We start from the raw sequence: 22,787 nt of genomic DNA, 5'->3' as shown, positions 1-22,787 counted from the left end.
CGACTGATTTACGGGTCTGCCTGGGCCTGCTCCCTTCGGAGGACGCCGTACCGGCACGCCCGCGACCGATAACCGCATTGGGAGGTTTCATGGGTTTCTTGCACGGAAAGCGTGCGCTGATCGTCGGCATTGCCAGCCAGCGTTCCATCGCCTGGGGTATCGCCAACGCCATGCATCGCGAAGGGGCACAACTGGCCTTTACCTATCAGAACGACCGTCTGCGCGATCGCGTGGACGAGGCGGCCAACTCCTTCGGCAGCAATATCGTGCTCCCCTGCGACGTCGCTGAAGACGCCCAGATCGCGACTCTGTTCGACGAACTCGGAAAGCACTGGGACGGTTTCGACATCCTCGTGCACTCGGTCGGCTTCGCGCCGCGCGAAGCCCTCGCCGGTGAATTCCTCGACGGCCTCACCCGCGAAAACTTCGCCATCGCACACGACATCTCCAGCTACTCGCTGGCGGCCCTGGCCAAGGCCGCCCGCCCGATGATGCAAGGGCGCAACGGCTCCATCCTGACCTTGAGCTACCTGGGAGCCGAGCGCGCCCTGGCGAACTACAACGTCATGGGCCTGGCCAAGGCCAGCCTGGAGGCCTGCGTACGCTACCTCGCCTATAACCTCGGCCCCGAGTCCACCCGCGTCAACGCCATCTCGGCCGGTCCGATCAAGACGCTGGCTGCGGCGGGCATCGCCAACTTCCGCAAGATGCTCGACCACGTCGAGGACTACGCGCCACTGCGCCGCAGCGTGACGATCGACGAAGTGGGCAATGTCGCCGCGTTCCTGTGCTCGGACCTGGCTTCCGGCGTGACGGGCGAGGTCACCTACGTCGATGCCGGCTACAACACGCTGGGCATGACCGGTATCGGATAAGCCGGCCCGCCACACCAACAAGGAAGGGCGTCCGCCCCTCTTTGTTGCCCGGACTCGGGACACCCCCTTTCGTCGCCGGGCGCACAAACAAAAAGGGCTGCTTTCGCAGCCCTTTTTTGATGACCCATCTGGCATTGCGCTTACTGCGTCGTCAGGCGCTCTTCCGAAATCTCAATCGTCGTGGCCTTGCGCAGCGTCTCGATGAAGGCACGGGCTTCCACCGCGGCCACTTCGTTCTGCAGCTGCGTACGCACGGATTCGCGACCGGCGTCATCGACCTTGGCGACATCACCATCCGTCACCGCGTCGACCACGATCACCGCATAGGCGTTGTCCGGAAGGGCCACAGTGCCGGCCTCCGACTTACCCTCGGCAGGGCGCGGCAACTTGAACGCCGCGGCGACCAGGGCGCTGTCGAGATTGGCGGCCTGGCGGCCAACACCCTTGTTGGTTTCGACCTTGAGCTTGGATTCGGCAGCCACCGCATCGAGGGTGTCGCCCTTCTTCACGCGGGCCAGCACGGCGTCGGCCGCGTCCTTCGCCTGCTTGGCGAGTGCTTCGCGGGTCAGCTTGGCGCGAATTTCCTCACGTACCACATCGAGCGGCTTCTGCTCCGGACGCTTGTGATCGGCGACGCGGATGAAAACCTTGTGGGTCGGCGACAGGTCGATGCCATCGGAATTGACGCCTTCGACCAGGAGCTGGTTGGAAAACGCCGCCTTGATCACCGCCGGGTTGGCCGCAATACCCGTACCGCCACGGCGCGAGAACAGCGGCACCTTCTGCACCGTCGTATTGGCCACCTTCGCCGTGGTCTCGAGCGTGCCGGCGTCGGAGTACGCCACATCCGTCGCCTTGCCGGCGATATCGTTGAACACGCGATCGCGTTCCGTTTCGATGAATTCCTTGGCCAGCTCGGCCTTCACTTCCTCGAAGGGCTTTTCCTTCTTTTCGCGGATATCGCGCAGCTGGATGATGTGATAGCCCTCGCCGGTCAGCACCGGCTCGGAGATATCGCCCTTCTTCATCTCGAAGGCGACGGCATCGAACGCGGGCTCGGCAACACCCTTCTCGAGCCAGCCCAGGTCACCGCCCTGCGCCTTGGAGCCGAGGTCTTCGGTCGAGGCCTTGGCAACGTCGGCAAACGCCTTGCCGTCACGCACCTGCTTGAGGAGATCCTGCGCCTTGGCCAGCGCCTTCTTCTGCGCTTCGGCGTCACCGCCCTTGGACACGACGAGGATGTGCGATACCAGGCGCTGTTCCGGGCTGAGGAAACGGGCCTTTTCCTTCTCGTAGCGATCCTTGAGCTGCGCATCATCCGGCGTGGCATCGACGTTCAGTTTGGCCGCATCGATTTCGACGTAGTCGAGTGCGACCTGCTCTTCGGTCATGAATTCGCTGCCGTGGGACTTGTAGTAGTCCTCGACCGCCGCGTCCTCGATCTTGACCGAGTCGGCGGCCGGCTTGGGCAGAACGACGTGCCGCAGATCGCGTGTCTGGTCGCGCAGGCGGATGTGGTTGTCGATTTCGCGCGGCGTGATGACAGCCGAGGCCATGATCTGGCCCGGCAGGTCGCTGGTGGCCAGGTCTTCGCGGATCCGCTCTTCGAGCCAGCGCGTCGTCTTGCCCTGCGAGGCCAGCCAGGTGGTGTAACGCTGGGCGCTGAACTTGCCGTCCTCCTGGAAGGCAGGCACATCCTGGATCTGTTCGCGGATGCGTTGGTCAGCGACGACAATGCCGAGATCTTCGTTGGCCTGCAGCACCAGTTGGCGCGTGATCAGACCTTCCAGCACGCGGCGCTTGTGCTCGGGACGCTCGAACATCGCGCCGTCGACCTGGCCGCCCATCATGCTGGTGATGCGATTGCGCTCGGTGTCCAGCGCGTCGCGGTACTGTTCGGGCGTGATCTCCGTCTTGCCGACCTTCGCCACCCACGATTCCTGGGTACTCTGGAAGTACGACTCGATACCGAAGAAGCTGAAAACGAAGATCAGGAGACCCAGGACGATCTTCGCAATCAAGCCGGAGCTTTTTTCTCGCAATGCTTGCAGCATGGGGTTTGCCTAAGCTGAATTGTCGCGATGCAGCGTCGTCACGCCGCACCTTGCGCCGACCTGGCGCTACCACAACCGGCACCACGTCGCGAGAACGCGATACCGGACAGAAAAAAGGGCGCCTGGTACGGCGCCCTTGGATCATGGCGGAGTGGACGGGACTCGAACCCGCGACCCTCGGCGTGACAGGCCGATATTCTAACCGACTGAACTACCACTCCACGGCATTGGTGGGTGCTGAGGGTTTCGAACCCCCGACCCTCGCCTTGTAAGGGCGACGCTCTACCGCTGAGCTAAGCACCCTCGCGTGAGCCGATTAGTTTAGGGCATCCTTGAGCGCTTTGCCAGCTTTGAAAGCCGGATTCTTCGATGCCTTGATCTTGATCGTCTGGCCCGTCTGCGGATTGCGGCCGGTACGTGCGGCACGCTTGCGCACGGAAAAAGTGCCGAACCCGACGAGAGCGACCGTGTCGCCTTTCTTCAACGCCTTTTTGACGACTTCGACCACCGCATCGACAGCCCGCGCGGCGTCGGCTTTCGTTAGTTCCGCGGCGTCGGCGACCGCGCCCACGAATTCTGCTTTATTCATTTGACTCCCTCTCGGAAACTGCGACCCGCAACGCACGCTTTTTGGCGAGACGGCCATGCCGCTGGTACCGGAATATCCAGCGTTCGGCGCGGCTCGCAAACCCCGTGATCGCCCGGACCATTGCAGTCACTCGGACCACGTCCGGGTCTTTATACCAGCGGCATTTGGCCCACGCAACACGAGCCAGGGCGGCATTTAGGGCGTTATTTCCCGGTATTTTGCCGTCATTTTCGCGCTGCGAGGATTTCCTGCGGACAGACGTGCGAACGCCGGCGAATGCCGGCGTTCGAAGGGTCGATCAACGCCCTGCTTCAGTGCGGTCGCACGGGTGCCGGTTCTTCACCCTCATCCCGCTTCACTTCCTTTGCGGGTTCGCCCTCGGCCGCCTGCTGCGCCGGGCCCAGCGGACGCTCCAACGCGATGTCGAGCACTTCATCGATCCAGCGCACCGCGTGAATGTCGAGCGAAGAAGTGACATTTTTCGGAATATCCACAAGGTCTTTCTTGTTTTCTTCCGGAATGATGACGGTAGTGATACCGCCACGATGGGCCGCAAGCAGCTTTTCCTTCAGCCCGCCGATCGGCAGCACGCGGCCGCGCAGCGTGATTTCGCCGGTCATCGCCACCTCGGAGCGCACCGGCACCTTGGTCAAAGCCGACACGAGCGCGGTGCACATTGCGATGCCCGCACTGGGGCCATCTTTCGGCGTGGCACCTTCCGGCACGTGGATATGGATGTCGTACTTCTGGTGGAACTCCGGATCCACGCCAAGCCGGTCGGCGCGTGCACGCACCACGCTCAGAGCAGCGTGGATGGATTCCTGCATGACATCGCCCAGCTGGCCCGTGTGGATCAGCTTGCCCTTGCCCGGAACCACGGTCGCTTCAATGCTGAGCAGGTCGCCGCCCACCTGGGTCCACGCCAGGCCGGTGACCAGGCCTACTTCGTTCTGCAGCTCTGCCCGGCCAAACGTAAACCGCTGGACGCCCAGGTACTGGTCGAGGTTTTCCGGGGTGATCTTCACCGACTGCGGCTTCGCCTTGGACTTGCCCTTCTTGGGCTTGCCCTCGGCCAGCGACAGCTCCTTCACCACCTTGCGGCAGCACTTGGAAATTTCGCGCTCGAGATTGCGCACGCCCGATTCCCGCGTGTAATGCCGAATGATGTCGCGGATGGCGGATTCGTCCATCGCGATTTCTTCCGGACGCAGGCCATTTGCCTTGGTTTGTTTCGGCAACAGGTAGCGGGTGGCGATATTGATTTTCTCTTCCTCGGTATAACCGGGAATCCGGATCACTTCCATTCGATCCAGCAAAGGCGCCGGAATATTCAAGGAATTGGCAGTTGCGATCCACATGACCTCGGACAGGTCAAAATCCACTTCCAGATAATGATCGTTGAATGCCGTGTTCTGCTCGGGATCGAGCACTTCCAGCAGCGCCGACGACGGATCGCCGCGGAAATCCATCGACATCTTGTCGATTTCGTCCAGTACGAACAGCGGATTGCGCGTCCCGACCTTGGACATGTTCTGGATGATGCGACCCGGCATCGAACCGATGTAGGTACGGCGATGGCCACGAATCTCCGCCTCGTCACGCACGCCACCGAGCGACATGCGCACGAACTTGCGATTGGTGGCCTTGGCGATCGACTGGCCCAGCGACGTCTTGCCCACGCCCGGCGGGCCGACGAGGCAGAGGATAGGCCCCTTCATCTTGTTCACGCGCTGCTGCACGGCGAGGTATTCCAGGATGCGTTCCTTGACCTTCTCAAGGCCAAAGTGATCCGCATCGAGGACGTCCTGCGCGGCTTTGAGATCCTTGCGCACCTTGGTGCGCTTCTTCCAGGGCGCGCCGACCAGCCAGTCGACGTAGTTGCGTACCACGGTCGCCTCGGCTGACATCGGCGACATCTGCTTGAGCTTGTTGAGCTCGGTCTTGGCCTTGGTTTCCACAGGCTTGGGCATGCCGGCGTCGGCAATCTTGCGCGCCAGCTCGTCCAGCTCGTTGGGAGTTTCTTCCAGGTCACCCAATTCCTTCTGGATGGCCTTCATCTGTTCGTTGAGGTAGTACTCGCGCTGGCTCTTCTCCATCTGCGACTTCACGCGGCCGCGGATGCGCTTTTCGATCTGCTGGACGTCGATCTCACCGTCCACGAAGCCCATCAGGGCTTCGAAGCGGTCGCCCACGTCGGTCATTTCCAGAAGACGCTGCTTGTCGGCCAGGCGGATCGCCAGGTGCGCCGCGATGGTGTCGGCCAGTCGGCTCGGGTCTTCAATGCCGGCGAGCGTAGCGAGCAGCTCCTGCGGAATCTTGCGGTTGAGCTTGACGAATTGCTCGAACGTCGAGACCAGTGAGCGCGATACGACTTCGAGCTCGCGCTCGGTCCGCGTATAGACCGGTTCCAGCGGGCGCACATGGCCCACCATCACGCCGTCCCGCTCGCCGAACTTGACGATCTCGGCGCGCGAAGCCCCTTCGACCAATACCTTGATGGTGCTGTCCGGCAGCTTCAGCAGCTGCAGAACGGACGCCACCGTGCCAACAGAATACAGATCCGCGTCGCGCGGATCGTCGACATCCGGGCTACGCTGGGCGACCAGCAGAATCTGCTTGTCGCCTTCCATGGCCAGGTCGAGCGCACGGATGGATTTCTCGCGACCCACAAACAGCGGAATCACCATGTGCGGATACACGACGACGTCGCGCAGCGGCAGCACGGGCAATTCGATGGGTTGCGTACTCGAAGCGGAGGGAGACTTTTCGGTCTTGTCCATGGAAGGGCTTCCTGGCAACGGCCATGCGGCCGAAGAACATAGTGGCAGCCTGAGCGCAGGCTTTGACTGCGTCAAGTGCGGCCGGCATCAATCAATGCAAGTGCCGGGCATCCGGGGAACCACCGACTCAGATCACGAGCGTGCTGCCACTTTATCGCAGCCGGCGGAAATGTTTGCGAAGGATTGCATCGCAGTGGATGCAGATAGCGCGCTTTGCCCGGATCGGCAAATCGAACTCGGCCATATGAGCAAACGGACCGGACTCGCGTCGCATCGGCACCCGCCAGAACAGCAACGGCGGCCCATGCAGGCCGCCGTCGGTCGGTAGTACGAGAACCGCTTATTCGGCAGCCGCTGCGCGCGTCTGCAGATTGCCGCGGTAGATGAGGTAGGGCTCGGCCTGGCCGTTGATGACCGCCTCGTCCACGACGACCTTGCTGACGTGCTCCAGGGACGGCAGCTCGTACATGGTTTCCAGCAGAACCTGCTCAAGAATGGTCCGCAGGCCACGGGCACCGGTCTTGCGCTTGAGGGCCTTGCGCGCGATAGCCGTGAGGGCATCGGGGCGGAACTCCAGCTCGGCGCTTTCCATCTCGAACAACTTCTTGAATTGCTTGACGATGGCGTTCTTGGGCTCGGTCAGGATCTTGACCAGCGCTGTTTCGTCGAGCTCCTCGAGCGTGGCGAACACCGGCAAACGGCCCACAAATTCGGGGATTAGGCCGAATTTGACGAGATCTTCCGGTTCAACATCAGCCAGAACCTTGCCTACCGAGTTTGTCTGCTTCTTGCTGCGCACGTCGGCACTGAAACCGATGCCGATGGATTCGCCGCGCTGCTGGATGATCTTCTCCAGGCCCGCGAATGCACCGCCGCAGATGAACAGGATATTGCGCGTGTCAACCTGCAGGAACTCCTGCTGAGGATGCTTGCGGCCACCCTGCGGGGGCACGGACGCCACGGTACCCTCGATCAGCTTGAGCAGGGCCTGCTGCACGCCTTCGCCGGAGACATCGCGCGTAATCGACGGGTTTTCGCTCTTGCGCGAAATCTTGTCGATCTCGTCGATATAGACGATACCCGTCTGGGCCTTTTCGACGTCGTAGTCGCACTTCTGCAGGAGCTTCTGGATGATGTTCTCGACGTCCTCGCCGACATAGCCGGCCTCGGTGAGCGTCGTCGCATCGGCGATCGTGAAGGGCACATTGAGCAGGCGCGCCAGCGTTTCCGCCAGGAGCGTCTTGCCCGAGCCCGTCGGACCGACCAGCAGGATGTTGGACTTGGCCAGCTCGACCTCGTCGCTCTTCTGCCGGGTTTCCAGGCGCTTGTAGTGGTTGTAGACGGCCACGGCCAAGGTTTTCTTGGCGCGGGTCTGGCCGATGACGTACTGGTCCAGCACGTCCATGATCTCGCGGGGCTTGGGCAGATGGCTGCGCGCGCTGGCGGCCTTCTCCTCAAGCTCCTCGCGGATGATGTCATTGCAGAGTTCGACGCACTCGTCGCAGATGAACACCGAGGGACCGGCGATCAGCTTGCGGACCTCGTGTTGACTCTTGCCGCAGAACGAGCAGTAAAGAATCTTGCCGCTGTCGCCCGAACGGCCTTGCCGGTCCTCAGTCATGCTGTGCCTCGAAAACCCGAAAAACTAACTCGAAAGGGAGAATAGAGCCCGTCGCGCCCGGGGCGCAAGCCGCGGGAACGAGAGCCAATCTCCAGAAACAGTCGCTGCTGTACGGAGGTGCGGTCAGGACTTGATGCTGTCAACCGGACGCTTCTCAAGGACTGCATCAATCAGGCCATACTTCTGCGCATCCGCGCTGCTCATGAAATTGTCACGATCCGTGTCGCGCGCGATCGACTCGATCGGCTGGCCGGTGTGACGGGCCATGATCTCGTTGAGGCGCTGGCGGATAGTGAGGATTTCGCGGGCGTGGATGTCGATATCCGAGGCCTGACCGCTGAAGCCGCCGAGCGGCTGGTGGATCATGACGCGCGAATTGGGCAGTGCGAAGCGCTTGCCCCTGGTACCGGAGGTCAGCAGCAATGCACCCATGCTGGCCGCCTGGCCGATGCACATGGTGCTCACATCCGGCTTGAGGAACTGCATGGTGTCGTAGATGGCCAGGCCCGCCGTGACGGAACCACCGGGGCTGTTGATGTAGAGGTTGATGTCCTTGTCCGGGTTTTCCGACTCCAGGAACAGCAACTGGGCCACGACCACATTCGCCATGTAGTCGTCGATCGGGCCCACCAGGAAGATCACGCGCTCCTTGAGCAGGCGCGAATAAATGTCATAGGCCCGCTCGCCACGGGAGGTCTGCTCGACCACCATCGGCACGAGGTTGAGACTGCGGACCGGTTCGAAACCTTTGGACATGGTTCACTCCGAAATGCGCCTACTGCCCTGGCCAAGGGCAACTCTGAACGGCCGGGCTCGCCACCCCCGCACCGGACGGGGCCATGTGCCTACGATACGAAAAATGAGGGCGGCTTACTGCCGCCCTCAGGTCCGTTTCTCAGGCCGCCGGTCGCATGACTTCGTTGAAGCTGAGCTTCTGCTCGACCACCTTGGCGTGGTCGGCAATCCACTCGGCCACCTGGTCTTCGATCACGCGGCTCTGGAGAGCGCTCATCAATTGGGGGTCGCGGTTGTAAAGTTCAACGACCTGTTGCGGCTCTTCGTACGTCGAGGCGATCAGGTTCAGCGTTTCGGCGACCCGACGGGAATCCAGGCGCAATTCGTTCTGGCGGGCCACTTCGCCCAGCAGCAGACCGGCCGCGACGCGGCGACGGGCCACTTCCAGGTAAGCGTCCGGCGAAACCGACGCGTTCTGGCCCTGCTGACGGGCATTGTTCTCGGCCTGGCGCGCCAGCGCGCGGGCCTCGGCGTCGATCATGCCCTTGGGCAGTTCGAGGCTGGCATACGCCGCGACCAGCTTGTCGACCACTTCGGTCTTCAGGCGGGCCAGGAGGGTGCCCTTGAGCTCGCGCTCGAGGTTGGCCTTGACGTCAGCGCGGAACTTTTCCAGGCCGCCTTCCGGCACGCCGAAACTGGCGAAGAAGGTGTCGTCGAGGGTCGGCAGCTGCGGCTCCTGCACGCGCACGGCCTTGATGGTCGTGTCAGCGGCCTTGCCCGCGAGCTGTTCGTTGCGGAAGTCGGCCGGGAAGGTCAGCTTGGCAGCCTTCTCGTCGCCGGCCTTGAGGCCGACGAGGGCGTCTTCCAGATCTTTGAAGAGCGCGTTGGAACCGATGATGGTACCGACGCGGTCCACGCCTTCGGGCGGGTAGCGCGAGTCACCGGCCGACGCCGTGAACTCGAACATGACCATGTCGCCGGCCTGTGCCGGACGGTCGACCGGGTTCCAGGTGCGGCGCTGCATGCGCAGCGTGTCGATCATGACGTCGACATCGGCGTCGGTGACCTCGGCCGCGGCGCGATTGATCTCCAGCGCGCTGACATCCACCTTGCCGATCTCCGGAATCACTTCGAAGGTGGCGGTGTATTCGATCTCGCCGTTGCTCGCTTCGCCGGTCGTCGCGACCGACGGCGGCATGGCCGGGCGCAGCTTCTGCGCTTCGATGGCTTCCGACAGGGTCGTACGGATCAGCTCCGACATGGCTTCGCCGCGGATCTGCGCGCCGAAGCGCTGTTCGATCACCTTGGGCGGCACCTTGCCGGGACGGAAACCCTTCAGATGGACGCTGCGGCCCATCTCGGCGATGCGCGAACGCACCTGGTTGTCCAGCTGGTCAGACGGCACGCGAATGGTGAGCTTGCGCTCGAGCGTGCCCACGTTTTCTACGGAAACTTGCATGCTTGCTCCTCGAACGGCCATGAGCCGCGACTATGCCTCTTCGCGAGGCGTGCGGCCACGAATTCTCTTGGTGCGAAAGGAGAGACTCGAACTCTCACGGGTTACCCCACTGGAACCTAAATCCAGCGCGTCTACCAATTCCGCCACTCTCGCAACGACCCAGACCCGGATGGACCACGGTTTCGTCTACTTTGCGGAAGGCCACGTGAGGAACGAACGAGGGAGGGTGGTGGGCCGTCAGGGACTCGAACCCCGAACCAACAGATTAAGAGTCTGCTGCTCTACCAATTGAGCTAACGGCCCACAAAAAACAACTGGGGTGGAAGACGGGATTCGAACCCGCGACCCTCGGAATCACAATCCGATGCTCTAACCGGCTGAGCTACATCCACCGCAAAACTAACGATCGCTTTGGCGCGCCCGACAGGACTCGAACCTGCAACCGTCGGCTTAGAAGGCCGATGCTCTATCCGGTTGAGCTACAGGCGCAGTCACTGGCAAATCGCACGCTGGTCGGGGTAGAGGGATTCGAACTCTCGACATCCAGCTCCCAAAGCTGGCGCTCTACCAGGCTGAGCTATACCCCGCTCGTTCCAGACCTCTGTCACCCGTGGCTTTCCCAAAGGAGGGAAATGTTACGGGTGCTCGCCGGTAGCGTCAATCCGTTGCGCCAAACCGGCGAAGCCAACCAACCTTCGCACGACCGGATACAAGACCCCGCCGCCAAACAAAAGGGTGCCGAAGCACCCCCGAATTAAGTGGCGCGCCCGGAAGGATTCGAACCTCCGACCACCAAGTTCGTAGCCTGGTACTCTATCCAACTGAGCTACGGGCGCGCTGAATCGTGCCTTCCCTGCAACTGCGATCGCATCCCTTGCGTCGCCTCGCCTGCATTACCCCGCCGACGAGAAGCGGAATTATTCGGATATCAGGGCGGGTCGTCAATAGGTTTTCGAAGATTTTTTCGAACCACCGAAACAGCCCGGCACCCGCAACCATTACCACAATACAACTTCTATCCATTTCACCAGGTGTACCCGCCACACTGTCGTCGCCTGCCACGCTTGCGGCAGAGACGCCAGGTGCTTGCGCACCACCTGGAGCCCGGCAACAAAAAAGGACCTGGCGGTCCTTTTTCATTCGCGAAACTGGCGGAGAGAGAGGGATTCGAACCCTCGATAGAGCTTTTGACCCTATACTCCCTTAGCAGGGGAGCCCCTTCGGCCTCTCGGGCATCTCTCCGGATTTTCGGTCCCGTCGTCAGCAGGTGCCGTCGACGAGGCGCGGAAGAATAGCGATTTGATCGCTTCGGGTAAAGCCCGAATCAGGGTTCCGTTCCGCCGGTGCTGACACCCGGGTCTTGCTCGCGCTTGATGCGCTGGTAAATCTCTTCGCGATGGACAGCCACGTCTTTCGGGGCGTTGATGCCGATTCGCACCTGGTTTCCCTTTACCCCGAGGACGGTCACAGTCACTTCGTCCCCAATCATCAGGGTCTCTCCGACCCGGCGAGTCAGAATCAGCATCGTTCGTCTCCTTTCGCCTCTGTCCCGGCCCTTCATCCTGGCACCCGCACAACCGCGGGTGCAAAACATCGGACCATCGAACAGCGCCATCGGCTGATCTCGCGGCCCTCCCCTTTTTGACCGCCTGCCGCCCATCCACGACGGCATGCGACCAACCTCGAGTGTCTACCGGTCTTAAATAGCTTTTATTGGCGGGTAGGCACCTCGCCCGATACTAACGGAGCCCCCGGGGCCACGCAATTGAAGCTAGCCGTGACCTTCGTCGTGTAGCACGCCCGCTTATGCCAAACGCTCCGCAACCCACCCTTGCAAACCAGCGAGGATCTGCGGCAGTTCCGGCCGATCTTCGCCGCCGCCCTGCGCCATGTCCGGCCGCCCGCCGCCCTTCCCGCCGATCTGGCGGGCGACATGCCCGACCAGGTCTCCGGCCTTCACCTTGGCCTGCGCGGCCCCCTGAACCCCCGCGACAAGGGCGATCTTGCCATCGCTGCCGGATGCCAGAAGGACGATACATTCGGGCAGCCTTGCCTTGATCTGGTCGACGCCCTCGCGCAAACCCTTCGCGTCCAGGCCGTCAATACGGGCCGCCACCAGCTTCACGCCACCGATTTCCGGCGCGGACTCGGCCAGCTCGCTGGTCGCCGCGCCAGCCGCCTTGGCCTTGAGCGACTCCAGTTCGCGCTCCAGCTTTTTCTGGCGTTCGAACACTTGCCGCAACTTGTCGACGACCTCGCCACCACCGGCGGACAGCAGGTGCGCCACCTCGGCCAGGCGTCGCTCGTCTTCGCGCACGTGCGCCAGCGCTCCGGCGCCGGTGACGCCCTCGACGCGGCGGACGCCCGCAGCGACGCCGCTTTCACCCAGGATCTTGAACAGGCCGATGTCACCCGTGCGGCCCACGTGCGTGCCACCGCACAGCTCGGTAGAGAATTCGCCGAACTTCAGCACGCGGACGTGTTCGCCGTATTTCTCGCCGAACAGGGCCATCGCGCCGAAGTCCAGCGCGTCCTTGTAGGGCATGTTGCGCACGTCGGCCGCGTTATTCCGCCGGATCTGCGCATTGACCAGATCCTCGACCTGGCGCAGCTCGTCGGCGGTCATGGCCTGGAAATGCGAGAAGTCGAAGCGCAGACGGTCGGGCGCGACGAGCGACCCCTTCTGCTGCACATGCGTACCCAGCACCTGGCGCAATGCTGCGTGCAGCAGGTGGGTCGCCGAATGATTCAGGATGGTGGCCTGGCGGCGGGCGCTGTCGACACTGCCGCGCACCGTCGCGCCGACGCGCAGGGTCTTGCCCTCCCAGCGGCCGACGTGGCCGTGGAATGTGCCGGCGATCTTCACCGTGTCGCGCACCACGAAACGGCCGTAGTCCGTTTCGAGCGTGCCGGTGTCGCCGACCTGGCCGCCGGATTCGGCGTAGAACGGCGTGTTTTCGAGGATAAGCGTGGCCTCTTCACCGTCGCCCAGTTCGTCCACCAGGCGCGACCCGCGCACGATACCGACGAGCGGAAGATCTGCGCTGTCCAGCTGTTCGTAGCCGGTGAAACGGGTCGGCGGCAGCTGCTGGATCGCTTCCGCAGACAGCGTTACCGCCGCCTGGAACTTGCTTCCCTGCTGCGCCATTTCGCGCTGTTTCTGCATGGCCGCGTCGAAGCCGGCCATGTCAACCGACAGGCCACGTTCGCGCGCCACGTCGGCCGTGAGGTCAACCGGGAATCCATAGGTGTCGTACAGGCGGAAGGCTTCCTCGCCCGGGATCACGCCCTGGCTGTTGGCCGCGACGCCTTCGAAAAGCTTCATGCCCTGCTCGAGCGTCTCGCCGAAACGCTCCTCTTCGCTGCGCAGTGCGCGCTCGACCAGATCGCGTTTTTCCACCAGCTCCGGGTAAGCCCCGCCCATCTGCGCCACGAGCGCCTCGACCATGCGGTGGAAGAATAGACCGCGAACGCCGAGCATGTAGCCGTGACGCAGGGCACGCCGGATGATGCGGCGGAGCACGTACCCGCGACCTTCGTTCGACGGCAGCACGCCGTCAACGATCAGAAAGCTGCAGGCGCGGATATGGTCGGCGATGACACGCAGGGACTTGTTTTCCAGGTCCGCGGTGTTGGTCAGCGCCGCAGCGGCCTTGATCAGGTGCTGGAACAGGTCGATCTCGTAGTTGGAATGCACGTGCTGGAGCACCGCGGAGACGCGCTCCAGGCCCATGCCCGTGTCGACGCAGGGCGCCGGCAGCGGCGACAGGGTGCCGTCCGCCGCGCGATCGAACTGCATGAAAACGTTATTCCAAATTTCAATAAAGCGATCGCCGTCTTCGTCGGGCGATCCGGGGGGGCCACCCGGGATATGCGGTCCGTGGTCGTAGAAAATCTCGGTGCAGGGACCGCAGGGGCCGGTGTCAGCCATCTGCCAGAAGTTGTCCGAAGCGTACGGCGCGCCCTTGTTGTCGCCGATGCGGATGATGCGATCCGCCGGCAGGCCCACTTCGCGATGCCAGATATCAAAAGCCTCGTCGTCCGTATGGTAGATCGTGACCAGTAGCCGGTCTTTGGGCAGCTTCCAGACGTCCGTGAGCAACTCCCACGCATAGACGATCGCGTCGCGCTTGAAGTAGTCGCCGAAGCTGAAATTGCCCAGCATCTCGAAGAAGGTGTGATGGCGCGCGGTGTAGCCGACCTGGTCGAGGTCATTGTGCTTTCCGCCGGCGCGCACGCAGCGTTGGGACGAAACGGCACGCGTGTAGCTGCGCTTTTCGGAGCCCAGGAACACGTCCTTGAACTGGACCATGCCCGCGTTGGTGAACAGCAGGGTGGGGTCGTTGCCCGGGACAAGAGGGCTGGACGGCACGATCTCGTGCCCTTTGCTTTTGAAGAACTCCAGGAAACTCTGGCGGATCTCGGCGCTGGTCTTCATTGAGTCGTCGTTCGAATGCGGAAAATGGCAGACGCGACGACCGAACGACCCGCCGTCAATCGAACTCGTCGGCGCTGTCGTCCACGTCGTCCGCGTGGGTGATGGCCCGTACTGTGGCGGCATCAAAGCCGCGGCGCAAGAGGAATGCCGCGCGCCGGGCGGTTTCCGCGCGGTCGCCGGCGGCCCGCGAACCGTAGCGGCGACGGTACTGGCGCTGCGCCAGATCAGCCCAGTCGACGCCCGATTCGGCGATCGCCTGCCGCGCGATCTCGTCGCCGACGGAATGGGTGCGCAACTCCGCCAGGACGCGGCGCGGACCGTAGCCTTGCCCGGCCCGGGTGCGGATCAGGCTTTCCACGAACCGGGTGTCACTCTGGAAGGACTGCGACTGGAGACGGCTCACCGCCTCGCCTGCTTCCTCCGCGCTGTATCCCGTCTGCCCCAGTTTGCGCGACAGCTCGCGGGCGGAATGCTCGCGGCGCGTAAGCAGGCCCAGCGCCTTCTGGTAGGCACTGGGCAGCGGCTTGTCATCGTCGGAGCGGCGACGCATGGCGATCCGGGGCCGGAAGCGGGCAGACGGCGACGCCGTCCGCCCGGAGCGGGTCAGGCTTCCTCGGGCTCGAATTCCGGCGCCGATGCCGAGCGGCGCTCCGGAATCAGCTTGGCACGCAGCTGCTCTTCGATGCCGCGGGCCAGATCGCGGTGTTCCTTGAGGAAATTGCGGGCGTTGTCCTTGCCCTGGCCGATGCGCTCGCCGTTGTAGCTGTACCAGGCGCCGGACTTTTCGACGAACTTGTGCTCGACCCCCATGTCGATCAGCTCGCCTTCGCGGCTGATGCCCTCGCCGTAGAGGATTTCCGTGATCACCTGGCGGAACGGCGGCGCCAGCTTGTTCTTGACGACCTTGATCTTGGTCTCATTGCCGATGATCTCGTCGCCCTTCTTGACCGACCCGATGCGGCGGATATCCAGGCGCACCGAGGCGTAGAACTTGAGCGCATTGCCGCCGGTGGTGGTTTCGGGGTTCTGGCCCGGCATCATCATGCCGATCTTCATGCGCAACTGATTGATGAAGATGACCAGGCAGCCGGACTTCTTGATCGTGCCGGTGAGCTTGCGCAGCGCCTGGCTCATCAGGCGGGCCTGCAGGCCGACCTGCATCTCGCCCATTTCGCCTTCGATTTCCGCCTTGGGCGTCAACGCGGCAACCGAGTCGATCACCACCATGTCCACCGCGCCGGAGCGCACCAGCATGTCGGTGATCTCCAGTGCCTGTTCGCCGGTATCGGGCTGCGAAACGAGGAGATCGTCGACATTCACGCCAAGCTTTTCGGCGTAGGTCGGGTCGAGCGCGTGCTCGGCGTCGACGAAGGCCGCGGTGCCGCCGGCACGCTGGCAGCTGGCGATGGCCTGCAGGGTCAGGGTGGTCTTGCCGGACGATTCCGGGCCGTAGATCTCGACCACGCGCCCCTTCGGCAGCCCGCCGATACCCAGGGCGATATCCAGCGCAAAGGAGCCGGTGGAAACCACCTCGACCGCCTCGCCGGTCTTGTCGCCCATGCGCATCACGGTGCCCTTGCCGAACTGCTTTTCGATCTGGCTCAGCGCCGAAGCGAGCGCCTTGCGCTTGTTGTCATCCATTGTGTTTCCTCGTCAGGTTCATGGCGCCGCGCAGTGTGCCCCCCGGCGTTCTCAGAAACCGAGACGGGGCGTCGCACGGCGGGTAACGGGACGATTATTCCATAGCGCCCCGGGGGTCGCATGGGGCGGCCACCGCGTCAGGTGGTCAGAATTTTCTGAATCCCGACGAGCGCGGCGGCAACCGTCTGACGCCGCACCGCCTCGCGGTCGCCGTCGAAGTGAAAGGTTTCCGCGTGCGCATAGCCGCCACGCCGCTTCCAGGCGATCCAGACCGTGCCGACCGGCTTTCCGGGAGTGGCGCCGCCGGGCCCGGCGATTCCGGTGACAGCCACGGCAACCGACGCGCCGTAGCGGGCCAGCGCGCCCGAGACCATCTCGACCACGGTTTCCTGGCTCACGGCACCGGTCCGTTCGAGCGTGTGAGGGTTGACGCCCAGCAGCGCCTCCTTGGCCTCGTAGCTGTAGGCCACGAGCCCGGCCTCGAACCAGGCGGAACTGCCGGGGATGTCGGTAAGCGTCTTGGCGATCCAGCCGCCGGTGCACGATTCCGCCGTCACCACCATCTGCCCGCGCTGGATCAGGAGATCGGCCACGACTTCGCCCAGTCGGACGAGCTCGGCGTCATCGCAGCGGGTGGAAACGGTCATCACGTGCTCCGGAGGGATCAAACCGTGTCTTCTAGCCGAAATGCGGGTACGCGCCAAGCGACACGGCCGGACGGGCGCAGCCTGTCGCGCCGGCGGCCGTGTCTCCGCGGGCCCAGGCGCGGCATCACGGGCTTCGCGCGCCGGAGACGTGAATTGCTACGCATTGCGTATCAGCGACGGGACGCAGCCAGCCCGAACGCGAACCAGGCGGGCCTGCATCTGGCGGCAGGGAGGGTGGCCGCCTGCGGGACGGCGGCCTGACGTCTTCCGTGCGACGCAGGCTAAACTACGCCGTTGCGCCTGCACCGCCCACCCGGCGGCTTCCCGGCAGGCCGCGCCCGATCGCGATGGAATAACCAGTGAAGACCAAGGCGGCAGACAAAGAGCCCGGCACGGGTGCGGCGTTCCAGGAACACACGCCCCTGATGCGGCAATACTTCAGTGCCAAGCAGGACTATCCGGACACGCTGCTGTTCTTCCGGATGGGGGATTTCTACGAGCTGTTCTACGACGATGCGCGCAAGGCGGCACGCCTGCTCGACATCACCCTCACCCAGCGCGGCCAGTCCGCCGGCCAGCCGATCCCGATGGCAGGCATTCCGTACCACGCTGCCGAGGGCTACCTGGCGCGGCTGGTCAAACTGGGCGAATCAGCGGCGATCTGCGAACAGATCGGTGATCCGGCACTGGCCAAGGGGCTGGTAGAGCGCAAAGTAGTGCGTGTCATCACGCCCGGCACCGTCACCGACGAAGCCCTGCTCGAGGAGCGGCGCGACAACCTCCTGCTGGCCATTTCCGCTGGCAAGACCGGCTATGGCATGGCGTGGGTCGACCTCGCCAGCGGTCGTTTCCTGCTGACCGAAGCCCACACCCCCGAGGCGCTGGCGTCGGAGCTGGCGCGCCTTCAGCCGGCTGAAACGCTGGTAGGCGAAGACGTGGCCTGGCCGCGCTTCGTCACGGAGCTGCCGGGATTGCGCAAGCGCGCACCGTGGCACTTCGACCACGAGTCGTGCACAAGGCAACTTTGCCGCTTTTTCGGCACCAAGGACCTCTCCGGATTCGGCTGCGAGGACTTGCCCCTCGCCGTGGCGGCCGCCGGCTGCCTGCTCGGCTATGTCGAGGAAACCCAGAAGAGCGCCCTGCCCCACCTGACCGGCCTGGCGGTGGAAAGCGCGAGCGAGACGATCGCGCTGGATGCCGCGACGCGGCGCAACCTGGAACTGGACAGTAATGCCAGCGGCCGTGGCGAACACACCCTGCTGGGCGTGCTCGATCGCAGCATCACACCGATGGGCGCACGCACACTCAAGCGGTGGTTGCACCGGCCGCTGCGCGATCACGACACCCTGCGCCGGCGATTCCAGGCCATCTCCGCCCTGGTCGATTCGCGCCGCTTCGAACCGTTGCGCGAAACCCTGCGGGGTATCGGCGACGTGGAACGCATTCTTGCGCGCGTCGCGCTGCGCTCGGCGCGTCCGCGCGACCTGTCCACCCTGCGCGATGCGCTGCACCAGGCGCCGCGGCTGCGCGAAGCGGTCCACGGTGCAGACAGCCCCTTGTTGCTCGCCCTGCTCGAACGCCTGGGCGAGCACACCCAGACGGCCGACTGGATGGCCAGCGCGATCGTGGATCAGCCGCCGGCGCTGCTGCGCGACGGCGGCGCGATCCGCACCGGATTCGACCCCGAGCTGGACGAATTGCGGACCCTGTCGACCAATGCGGATCAGTTCCTGGTCGATCTGGAAGCACGCGAACGCGAAGCGTCGGGCATCCCGACGCTCAAGGTCGGCTACAACCGCGTGCACGGTTACTACATCGAGATCACCAATGCGCACGCGGACCGCGCGCCCACCCACTACACGCGCCGCCAGACCATCAAGGGCGCCGAGCGCTACATCACCGAAGAACTGAAGGCCTTCGAGGACAAGGTGCTCTCTGCGCGCGAACGCAGCCTGATGCGCGAGCGCGCTTTGTACGAAGCGGTGCTCGACCGGCTGAACGAGCTGCTGCAGCCGCTGCGCCAGGCGGCAGCGGCCATCGCCGAGCTGGACGTCCTGGCCACCTTCGCCGAACGCGCCGACAGCCTGAACTGGACCGCGCCGGAGCTGGTGCGCGATCCGGGTATCCAGATCGTGCGCGGACGCCACCCGGTCGTCGAACAGGTGCGGCAGGAACCGTTCGAGCCCAACGACCTGAGGCTGGACCCGGCGCGCCGGATGCTGGTGATCACCGGCCCCAACATGGGCGGCAAATCCACGTACATGCGGCAGGCGGCGCTGATCGTCCTGCTGGCGCACATCGGCAGCTATGTGCCCGCGGACAGTGCGACGATCGGCCCGGTGGACCGCATCTTCACGCGCATCGGTGCAGGCGACGACCTGTCACGCGGCCAATCGACCTTCATGGTGGAGATGTCCGAGACCGCCAACATTCTCCACAATGCCACACCCGACAGCCTGGTGCTGATGGACGAGGTGGGACGCGGCACCTCGACCTACGATGGACTCGCGCTGGCCAAGGCCTGCGCCGTGCAGCTGGCAACCGCGAACAAGGCCTACACCTTGTTCGCCACGCACTACTTCGAACTGACGGAGCTGGGCAGCCAGTATCCGGGCATCGCCAACGTGCACCTGGACGCGATCGAGTACGGCGACAGTCTCGTGTTCATGCATGCGGTGAAGGAAGGACCGGCCAACCGCAGCTTCGGCCTGCAGGTGGCTGCGCTGGCCGGTCTGCCAAAACCGGTGATCACGGCCGCCCGGCGCTATCTGGCCGCGCTGGAACAACAGCCAGCCGCGAATGCGGCGCCGGCGACGACGTCTATCGCGCTGGAATCGCCGCAGCAGATGAACCTGTTCGCCGCGCCGTCGGCCGCCGAACGCGCGTTGCGCGAGATCGACCCGGACGAGCTGACTCCAAAAGCAGCGCTGGAGGCGCTTTACCGGTTGCGAGCGTTGCTGTAGCGGGTGCGTTCGCCGCGAGCAGTCATCGCCTAGAGTGAATCGATATCACCCAGCGCGCGAATGAGACGGCGCGCCCGCTTGTCGGGCTTGGTCGCAGGCTTTGCATAGCCGGTTGCCTCCAGACGCCGGCGTTCCTGCTCTGCCGCCCGCGCGGCTCGGCTTTCGTCAGTTTCGCGGTACAACGCCTGGGCGACGGAAGCAGGGCCTCGCTGCTCGCTCAGGCCGAGCACTTCCACATCGAAGCGTTCTTCACCGCGCGTGATACGCAAGCGGTCGCCGGCGCGGATCGCCTTGCTCGGCTTGCACGGTTGTGCGTTGGCCTCGACCTTCCCGCCCTCGATCGCCTGCTTGGCAAGCGAGCGTGTCTTGAAGAACCGGGCGGCCCAAAGCCACAGATCGGCCCGGACAGTTTCGGGAGCAGCAGGTTCCATGGACCTATGATCGCACCGGATGTGGCGAGTGACCATGACGGCCGCCCGGACATGCCGGGCGGCCGTGCTGGAATCAGGCCAGCAACGCGTTGACGCGACGCACGAACGCCGCGGGGTCATCCAGGTGCGCCCCTTCCATGATCTGGGCCTGTTCGAACAGCAGTACAGCCAGGTCGGTCGCACGGGCGGTGTCGGTATCCTTCTCGATCCGCTGCACCAGCGCGTGTTGCGGATTGATCTCCAGGATCGGCTTGCTCGGCGGCACCTCATGACCGGCCTCGCGCATCAGCCGCTGCAGGTGCAGCGCCATGTCGTACTCGTCGAGCACCAGGCAGGACGGCGAATCCGTCAGGCGCTGGCTGATGCGCACGTCCTTCACACGCTCGCCCAGCAATTCCTTGAGTCGTGCGACGACAGGCTCGGCGGCCTTGGCCGCGGCTTCCCGGGCGTCCTTGTCGTCGCCACCGGCGATGGCGGTCAGGTCGATATCACCCTTGGCGGCGTTGCGCAGGCGCTTGCCGTTGTATTCGTTGAGGTAGCCAAGCATCCATTCGTCGATGCGATCGATCATCAGCAGCACTTCAATGCCACGCGACCGCAGCGCCTCGATCTGCGGACTGCCCTTGGCGGCGGCAAAGCTGTCCGCGCTGACGTAGTAGATGGCTTCCTGGCCGGCCACCATGCGGCCGATGTAGTCGTCGAGCGAAACCGTGCGCGTCTGGCCTTCCGATCGGGTCGAGGCAAACCGCAGCAGCTTGGCGATGCGTTCGCGATTGGCGGCATCTTCGGCGATACCTTCCTTGAGCACGTTGCCGAAGCTGTCGATGAAGGCCTGGAATTTTTCCGCGTCGTCGTTGGCCAGTTTCTCGAGCAGGTCGAGGCTGCGCTTGATGCACGCGCTGCGGATCTGCGCGACGAGGCGGTTGTCCTGCAGGATCTCGCGGCTGACGTTGAGGGGCAGATCATCCGAGTCGACGACACCGCGCATGAAGCGGAGGTAGGCCGGCAGCAGCTGTTCGCTGGCGTCCATGATGAAGACGCGGCGGATGTAGAGCTTGAGCCCCTTGCGTTCGTCGCGGCCGCTGAACATGGCGTCGAACGGCGGCTTGGACGGCAGGTACAGCAGCACCGTGTAGCTCTGGTTGCCTTCAACGCGATTGTGGGTCCAGCTCGCGGCGTCGTTGAAGTCGTGCGACAGGGCCTTGTAGAAGCTCTGGTAATCCTCGTCCTTGAGTTCCGACTTCGGGCGCGTCCACAGCGCGGCCACGTGATTGACGGTTTCGAACTCGTCCGTCAGCTTGCCTTCTTCTTCCTTGGGCAGGCGGATCGGGAAGGCGATGTGGTCGGAGTACTTCGAAACCAGCGAACGCAGCGTCCAGCGGTTGAGGAATTCGGACTCGTCTTCCTTGAGGTGCAGGGTGACGCTGGTGCCACGCGGCGCGTCGGCGACGGCACTGATGGTGTACTCGCCGGTGCCGTCGGACTCCCATTTCACGCCTTCGCTGGCATCGGCACCGGCGCGACGCGTGACCAGGGTGACCTTGTCGGCCACGATGAACGCCGAGTAGAAGCCGACGCCGAACTGGCCGATCAGCTGGGTGTCCTTGCGCGAATCGCCGGACAGCGACTCGAGAAATTTGCGCGTGCCGGAACGGGCGATGGTGCCGATGTTCTCGATCACCTCGTCGCGGCTCATGCCGATGCCGTTGTCGCGCAGGGTCAGCGTGCGCGCATCGGCATCGAAGGTGATGTCGACGTGGAGGTCTGCGTCGCCTTCGCTGAGCGACGGATTCGCAATGGCTTCAAAGCGCAGCTTGTCGCAGGCATCGGAGGCATTGGAGATAAGCTCGCGCAGGAAGATTTCCTTGTGCGAATAGAGCGAATGGGTCACCAGGTGCAGGACCTGGGCGACTTCGGCCTCGAACTTGCGCGTCTGTGGGGCAACGGTATCGGTCATTGGCGAGGACCTCAAAGGTGGATGGACGCGCGGATCATAGGGGCGTCCGGGTCAGATTCAACGGGGGCAGTGCCTTCGAAGTGCGTCCCGGAACGGTGCCGCATGTTGCGGCTGGCAAGCGGGCATTCACGCCAGCGCCGGGCCGGGCGGCGGTCTGCGGCACCGTCGCAGGGCAGAAATGCAAACGGCCGCCCGAGGGCGGCCGTTGCGGCAGATCCGGGAAGTCGATTATTCCGACTTCGCGCTCTTGGACAGATCTTCCTGAATGCGGGCGGCTTTGCCTTCCAGACCACGCAGGTAGTACAGCTTGGCGCCACGCACCTTGCCGCGACGCTTCACCGAGACCGACTCGATGACCGGGCTGTGCGTCTGGAAGACGCGCTCGACGCCCGTGCCGTGCGAGATCTTGCGCACGGTGAAGGCGGAGTTCAGGCCGGCGTTCTTGCGGGCAATGCACACCCCTTCGTAAGCCTGCACGCGCTCGCGATTGCCTTCCTTGACCTTGACGTTGACGACCACCGTGTCGCCCGGGCCGAAGTCCGGCAGCGTGCGCTTGATCTGTGCGGCTTCGAATTGCTGAAGGAGGTTGCTCATGAC

General features: G+C 63.9%; 16 protein-coding genes and 9 tRNA genes. 2 read left to right on the top strand and 23 right to left on the bottom strand.

Features of this window, described 5'->3' with window-relative positions:
• Positions 1-89: 89 nt before the first annotated feature.
• A complete protein-coding gene (locus tag N4264_RS08270) occupies positions 90-875 on the top strand; it encodes an enoyl-ACP reductase FabI (protein ID WP_261696571.1) in 786 nt (261 codons plus the stop codon).
• A 140-nt stretch (positions 876-1,015) separates the two neighbouring features.
• On the opposite strand, the gene N4264_RS08265 is transcribed toward N4264_RS08270, so the two are convergent.
• The 20 genes from N4264_RS08265 to N4264_RS08170 form a co-directional block, all read right to left on the bottom strand.
• The gene (locus tag N4264_RS08265) at positions 1,016-2,929 is read right to left on the bottom strand and encodes a SurA N-terminal domain-containing protein (protein WP_261696570.1); all 1,914 of its coding nucleotides are present in this window, start codon (positions 2,927-2,929) and stop codon (positions 1,016-1,018) included.
• A gap of 144 nt (positions 2,930-3,073) precedes the next feature.
• Positions 3,074-3,150 (bottom strand) — tRNA-Asp (locus tag N4264_RS08260).
• 7 nt (positions 3,151-3,157) lie between these two features.
• Positions 3,158-3,232, bottom strand: a tRNA-Val gene (locus N4264_RS08255).
• Positions 3,233-3,245: 13 nt separating this feature from the next.
• Positions 3,246-3,518, bottom strand: coding sequence for a non-specific DNA-binding protein Hbs (locus N4264_RS08250; protein WP_261696569.1), 273 nt, complete (start codon positions 3,516-3,518; stop codon positions 3,246-3,248).
• Between the two features lie 311 nt (positions 3,519-3,829).
• Entirely contained in the window at positions 3,830-6,298 is a 2,469-nt protein-coding gene (gene lon / locus N4264_RS08245) for an endopeptidase La (protein WP_261696568.1), read from the bottom strand.
• Between the two features lie 340 nt (positions 6,299-6,638).
• The gene (gene clpX / locus N4264_RS08240) at positions 6,639-7,919 is read right to left on the bottom strand and encodes an ATP-dependent Clp protease ATP-binding subunit ClpX (protein WP_261696567.1); all 1,281 of its coding nucleotides are present in this window, start codon (positions 7,917-7,919) and stop codon (positions 6,639-6,641) included.
• Positions 7,920-8,042: 123 nt separating this feature from the next.
• Positions 8,043-8,675, bottom strand: coding sequence for an ATP-dependent Clp endopeptidase proteolytic subunit ClpP (gene clpP / locus N4264_RS08235; RefSeq protein ID WP_261696566.1), 633 nt, complete (start codon positions 8,673-8,675; stop codon positions 8,043-8,045).
• Between the two features lie 139 nt (positions 8,676-8,814).
• Complete coding sequence (gene tig / locus N4264_RS08230) at positions 8,815-10,113, bottom strand: trigger factor (RefSeq protein ID WP_261696565.1); 1,299 nt, start codon at positions 10,111-10,113, stop codon at positions 8,815-8,817.
• A 68-nt stretch (positions 10,114-10,181) separates the two neighbouring features.
• Positions 10,182-10,266, bottom strand: a tRNA-Leu gene (locus N4264_RS08225).
• A gap of 74 nt (positions 10,267-10,340) precedes the next feature.
• Positions 10,341-10,416 (bottom strand) — tRNA-Lys (locus tag N4264_RS08220).
• Positions 10,417-10,428: 12 nt separating this feature from the next.
• Positions 10,429-10,505, bottom strand: a tRNA-His gene (locus N4264_RS08215).
• A gap of 20 nt (positions 10,506-10,525) precedes the next feature.
• Positions 10,526-10,602, bottom strand: a tRNA-Arg gene (locus N4264_RS08210).
• A 21-nt stretch (positions 10,603-10,623) separates the two neighbouring features.
• Positions 10,624-10,700 (bottom strand) — tRNA-Pro (locus N4264_RS08205).
• Positions 10,701-10,872: 172 nt separating this feature from the next.
• Positions 10,873-10,949 (bottom strand) — tRNA-Arg (locus tag N4264_RS08200).
• A gap of 313 nt (positions 10,950-11,262) precedes the next feature.
• A tRNA-Ser gene (locus tag N4264_RS08195) sits at positions 11,263-11,355 on the bottom strand.
• 82 nt (positions 11,356-11,437) lie between these two features.
• On the bottom strand, positions 11,438-11,638 hold the full coding sequence (csrA, locus tag N4264_RS08190) for a carbon storage regulator CsrA (RefSeq protein WP_261696564.1): 201 nt from the start codon (positions 11,636-11,638) through the stop codon (positions 11,438-11,440).
• A 279-nt stretch (positions 11,639-11,917) separates the two neighbouring features.
• Positions 11,918-14,551, bottom strand: a complete 2,634-nt coding sequence (alaS, locus tag N4264_RS08185; protein ID WP_261696563.1) for an alanine--tRNA ligase — start codon at positions 14,549-14,551, stop codon at positions 11,918-11,920.
• Between the two features lie 55 nt (positions 14,552-14,606).
• The gene (locus N4264_RS08180) at positions 14,607-15,101 is read right to left on the bottom strand and encodes a regulatory protein RecX (protein WP_261696562.1); all 495 of its coding nucleotides are present in this window, start codon (positions 15,099-15,101) and stop codon (positions 14,607-14,609) included.
• Between the two features lie 53 nt (positions 15,102-15,154).
• Positions 15,155-16,192, bottom strand: a complete 1,038-nt coding sequence (recA, locus tag N4264_RS08175; RefSeq protein WP_261696561.1) for a recombinase RecA — start codon at positions 16,190-16,192, stop codon at positions 15,155-15,157.
• 137 nt (positions 16,193-16,329) lie between these two features.
• On the bottom strand, positions 16,330-16,839 hold the full coding sequence (locus N4264_RS08170) for a CinA family protein (RefSeq protein WP_261696560.1): 510 nt from the start codon (positions 16,837-16,839) through the stop codon (positions 16,330-16,332).
• Positions 16,840-17,264: 425 nt separating this feature from the next.
• On the opposite strand from N4264_RS08170, the gene mutS reads away from it, so the two are divergent.
• A complete protein-coding gene (gene mutS, locus N4264_RS08165) occupies positions 17,265-19,802 on the top strand; it encodes a DNA mismatch repair protein MutS (protein ID WP_261697595.1) in 2,538 nt (845 codons plus the stop codon).
• 29 nt (positions 19,803-19,831) lie between these two features.
• On the opposite strand, the gene N4264_RS08160 is transcribed toward mutS, so the two are convergent.
• From N4264_RS08160 to rplS, 3 genes are all read right to left on the bottom strand, one after another.
• Positions 19,832-20,233 carry an Hsp15 family ribosome-associated heat shock protein gene (locus N4264_RS08160; protein WP_261696559.1) on the bottom strand — a complete coding sequence of 134 codons (402 nt, stop codon included), beginning with the start codon at positions 20,231-20,233 and terminating at the stop codon, positions 19,832-19,834.
• 73 nt (positions 20,234-20,306) lie between these two features.
• Complete coding sequence (gene htpG, locus N4264_RS08155; protein ID WP_261696558.1) at positions 20,307-22,190, bottom strand: molecular chaperone HtpG; 1,884 nt, start codon at positions 22,188-22,190, stop codon at positions 20,307-20,309.
• 228 nt (positions 22,191-22,418) lie between these two features.
• The gene (rplS, locus tag N4264_RS08150) at positions 22,419-22,784 is read right to left on the bottom strand and encodes a 50S ribosomal protein L19 (RefSeq protein WP_261696557.1); all 366 of its coding nucleotides are present in this window, start codon (positions 22,782-22,784) and stop codon (positions 22,419-22,421) included.
• Positions 22,785-22,787: the final 3 nt, after the last annotated feature.

The sequence above is a fragment of the Tahibacter amnicola genome (assembly GCF_025398735.1).
Lineage (GTDB): Bacteria > Pseudomonadota > Gammaproteobacteria > Xanthomonadales > Rhodanobacteraceae > Tahibacter > Tahibacter amnicola.
This window is presented reverse-complemented; position numbering and strand designations above follow the sequence as displayed.

Coding starts and splice junctions, on each gene's coding strand:
- csrA (WP_261696564.1), bottom strand. CDS start 11,638: ATGCTGATTCTGACTCGCCGGGTCGGAGAGACCCTGATGATTGGGGAC.
- tig (WP_261696565.1), bottom strand. CDS start 10,113: ATGCAAGTTTCCGTAGAAAACGTGGGCACGCTCGAGCGCAAGCTCACC.
- alaS (WP_261696563.1), bottom strand. CDS start 14,551: ATGAAGACCAGCGCCGAGATCCGCCAGAGTTTCCTGGAGTTCTTCAAA.
- N4264_RS08180 (WP_261696562.1), bottom strand. CDS start 15,101: ATGCGTCGCCGCTCCGACGATGACAAGCCGCTGCCCAGTGCCTACCAG.
- clpX (WP_261696567.1), bottom strand. CDS start 7,919: ATGACTGAGGACCGGCAAGGCCGTTCGGGCGACAGCGGCAAGATTCTT.
- N4264_RS08160 (WP_261696559.1), bottom strand. CDS start 20,233: ATGGAACCTGCTGCTCCCGAAACTGTCCGGGCCGATCTGTGGCTTTGG.
- mutS (WP_261697595.1), top strand. CDS start 17,265: ATGCGGCAATACTTCAGTGCCAAGCAGGACTATCCGGACACGCTGCTG.
- lon (WP_261696568.1), bottom strand. CDS start 6,298: ATGGACAAGACCGAAAAGTCTCCCTCCGCTTCGAGTACGCAACCCATC.
- rplS (WP_261696557.1), bottom strand. CDS start 22,784: ATGAGCAACCTCCTTCAGCAATTCGAAGCCGCACAGATCAAGCGCACG.
- clpP (WP_261696566.1), bottom strand. CDS start 8,675: ATGTCCAAAGGTTTCGAACCGGTCCGCAGTCTCAACCTCGTGCCGATG.
- N4264_RS08170 (WP_261696560.1), bottom strand. CDS start 16,839: ATGACCGTTTCCACCCGCTGCGATGACGCCGAGCTCGTCCGACTGGGC.
- htpG (WP_261696558.1), bottom strand. CDS start 22,190: ATGACCGATACCGTTGCCCCACAGACGCGCAAGTTCGAGGCCGAAGTC.
- N4264_RS08265 (WP_261696570.1), bottom strand. CDS start 2,929: ATGCTGCAAGCATTGCGAGAAAAAAGCTCCGGCTTGATTGCGAAGATC.
- N4264_RS08250 (WP_261696569.1), bottom strand. CDS start 3,518: ATGAATAAAGCAGAATTCGTGGGCGCGGTCGCCGACGCCGCGGAACTA.
- N4264_RS08270 (WP_261696571.1), top strand. CDS start 90: ATGGGTTTCTTGCACGGAAAGCGTGCGCTGATCGTCGGCATTGCCAGC.
- recA (WP_261696561.1), bottom strand. CDS start 16,192: ATGGATGACAACAAGCGCAAGGCGCTCGCTTCGGCGCTGAGCCAGATC.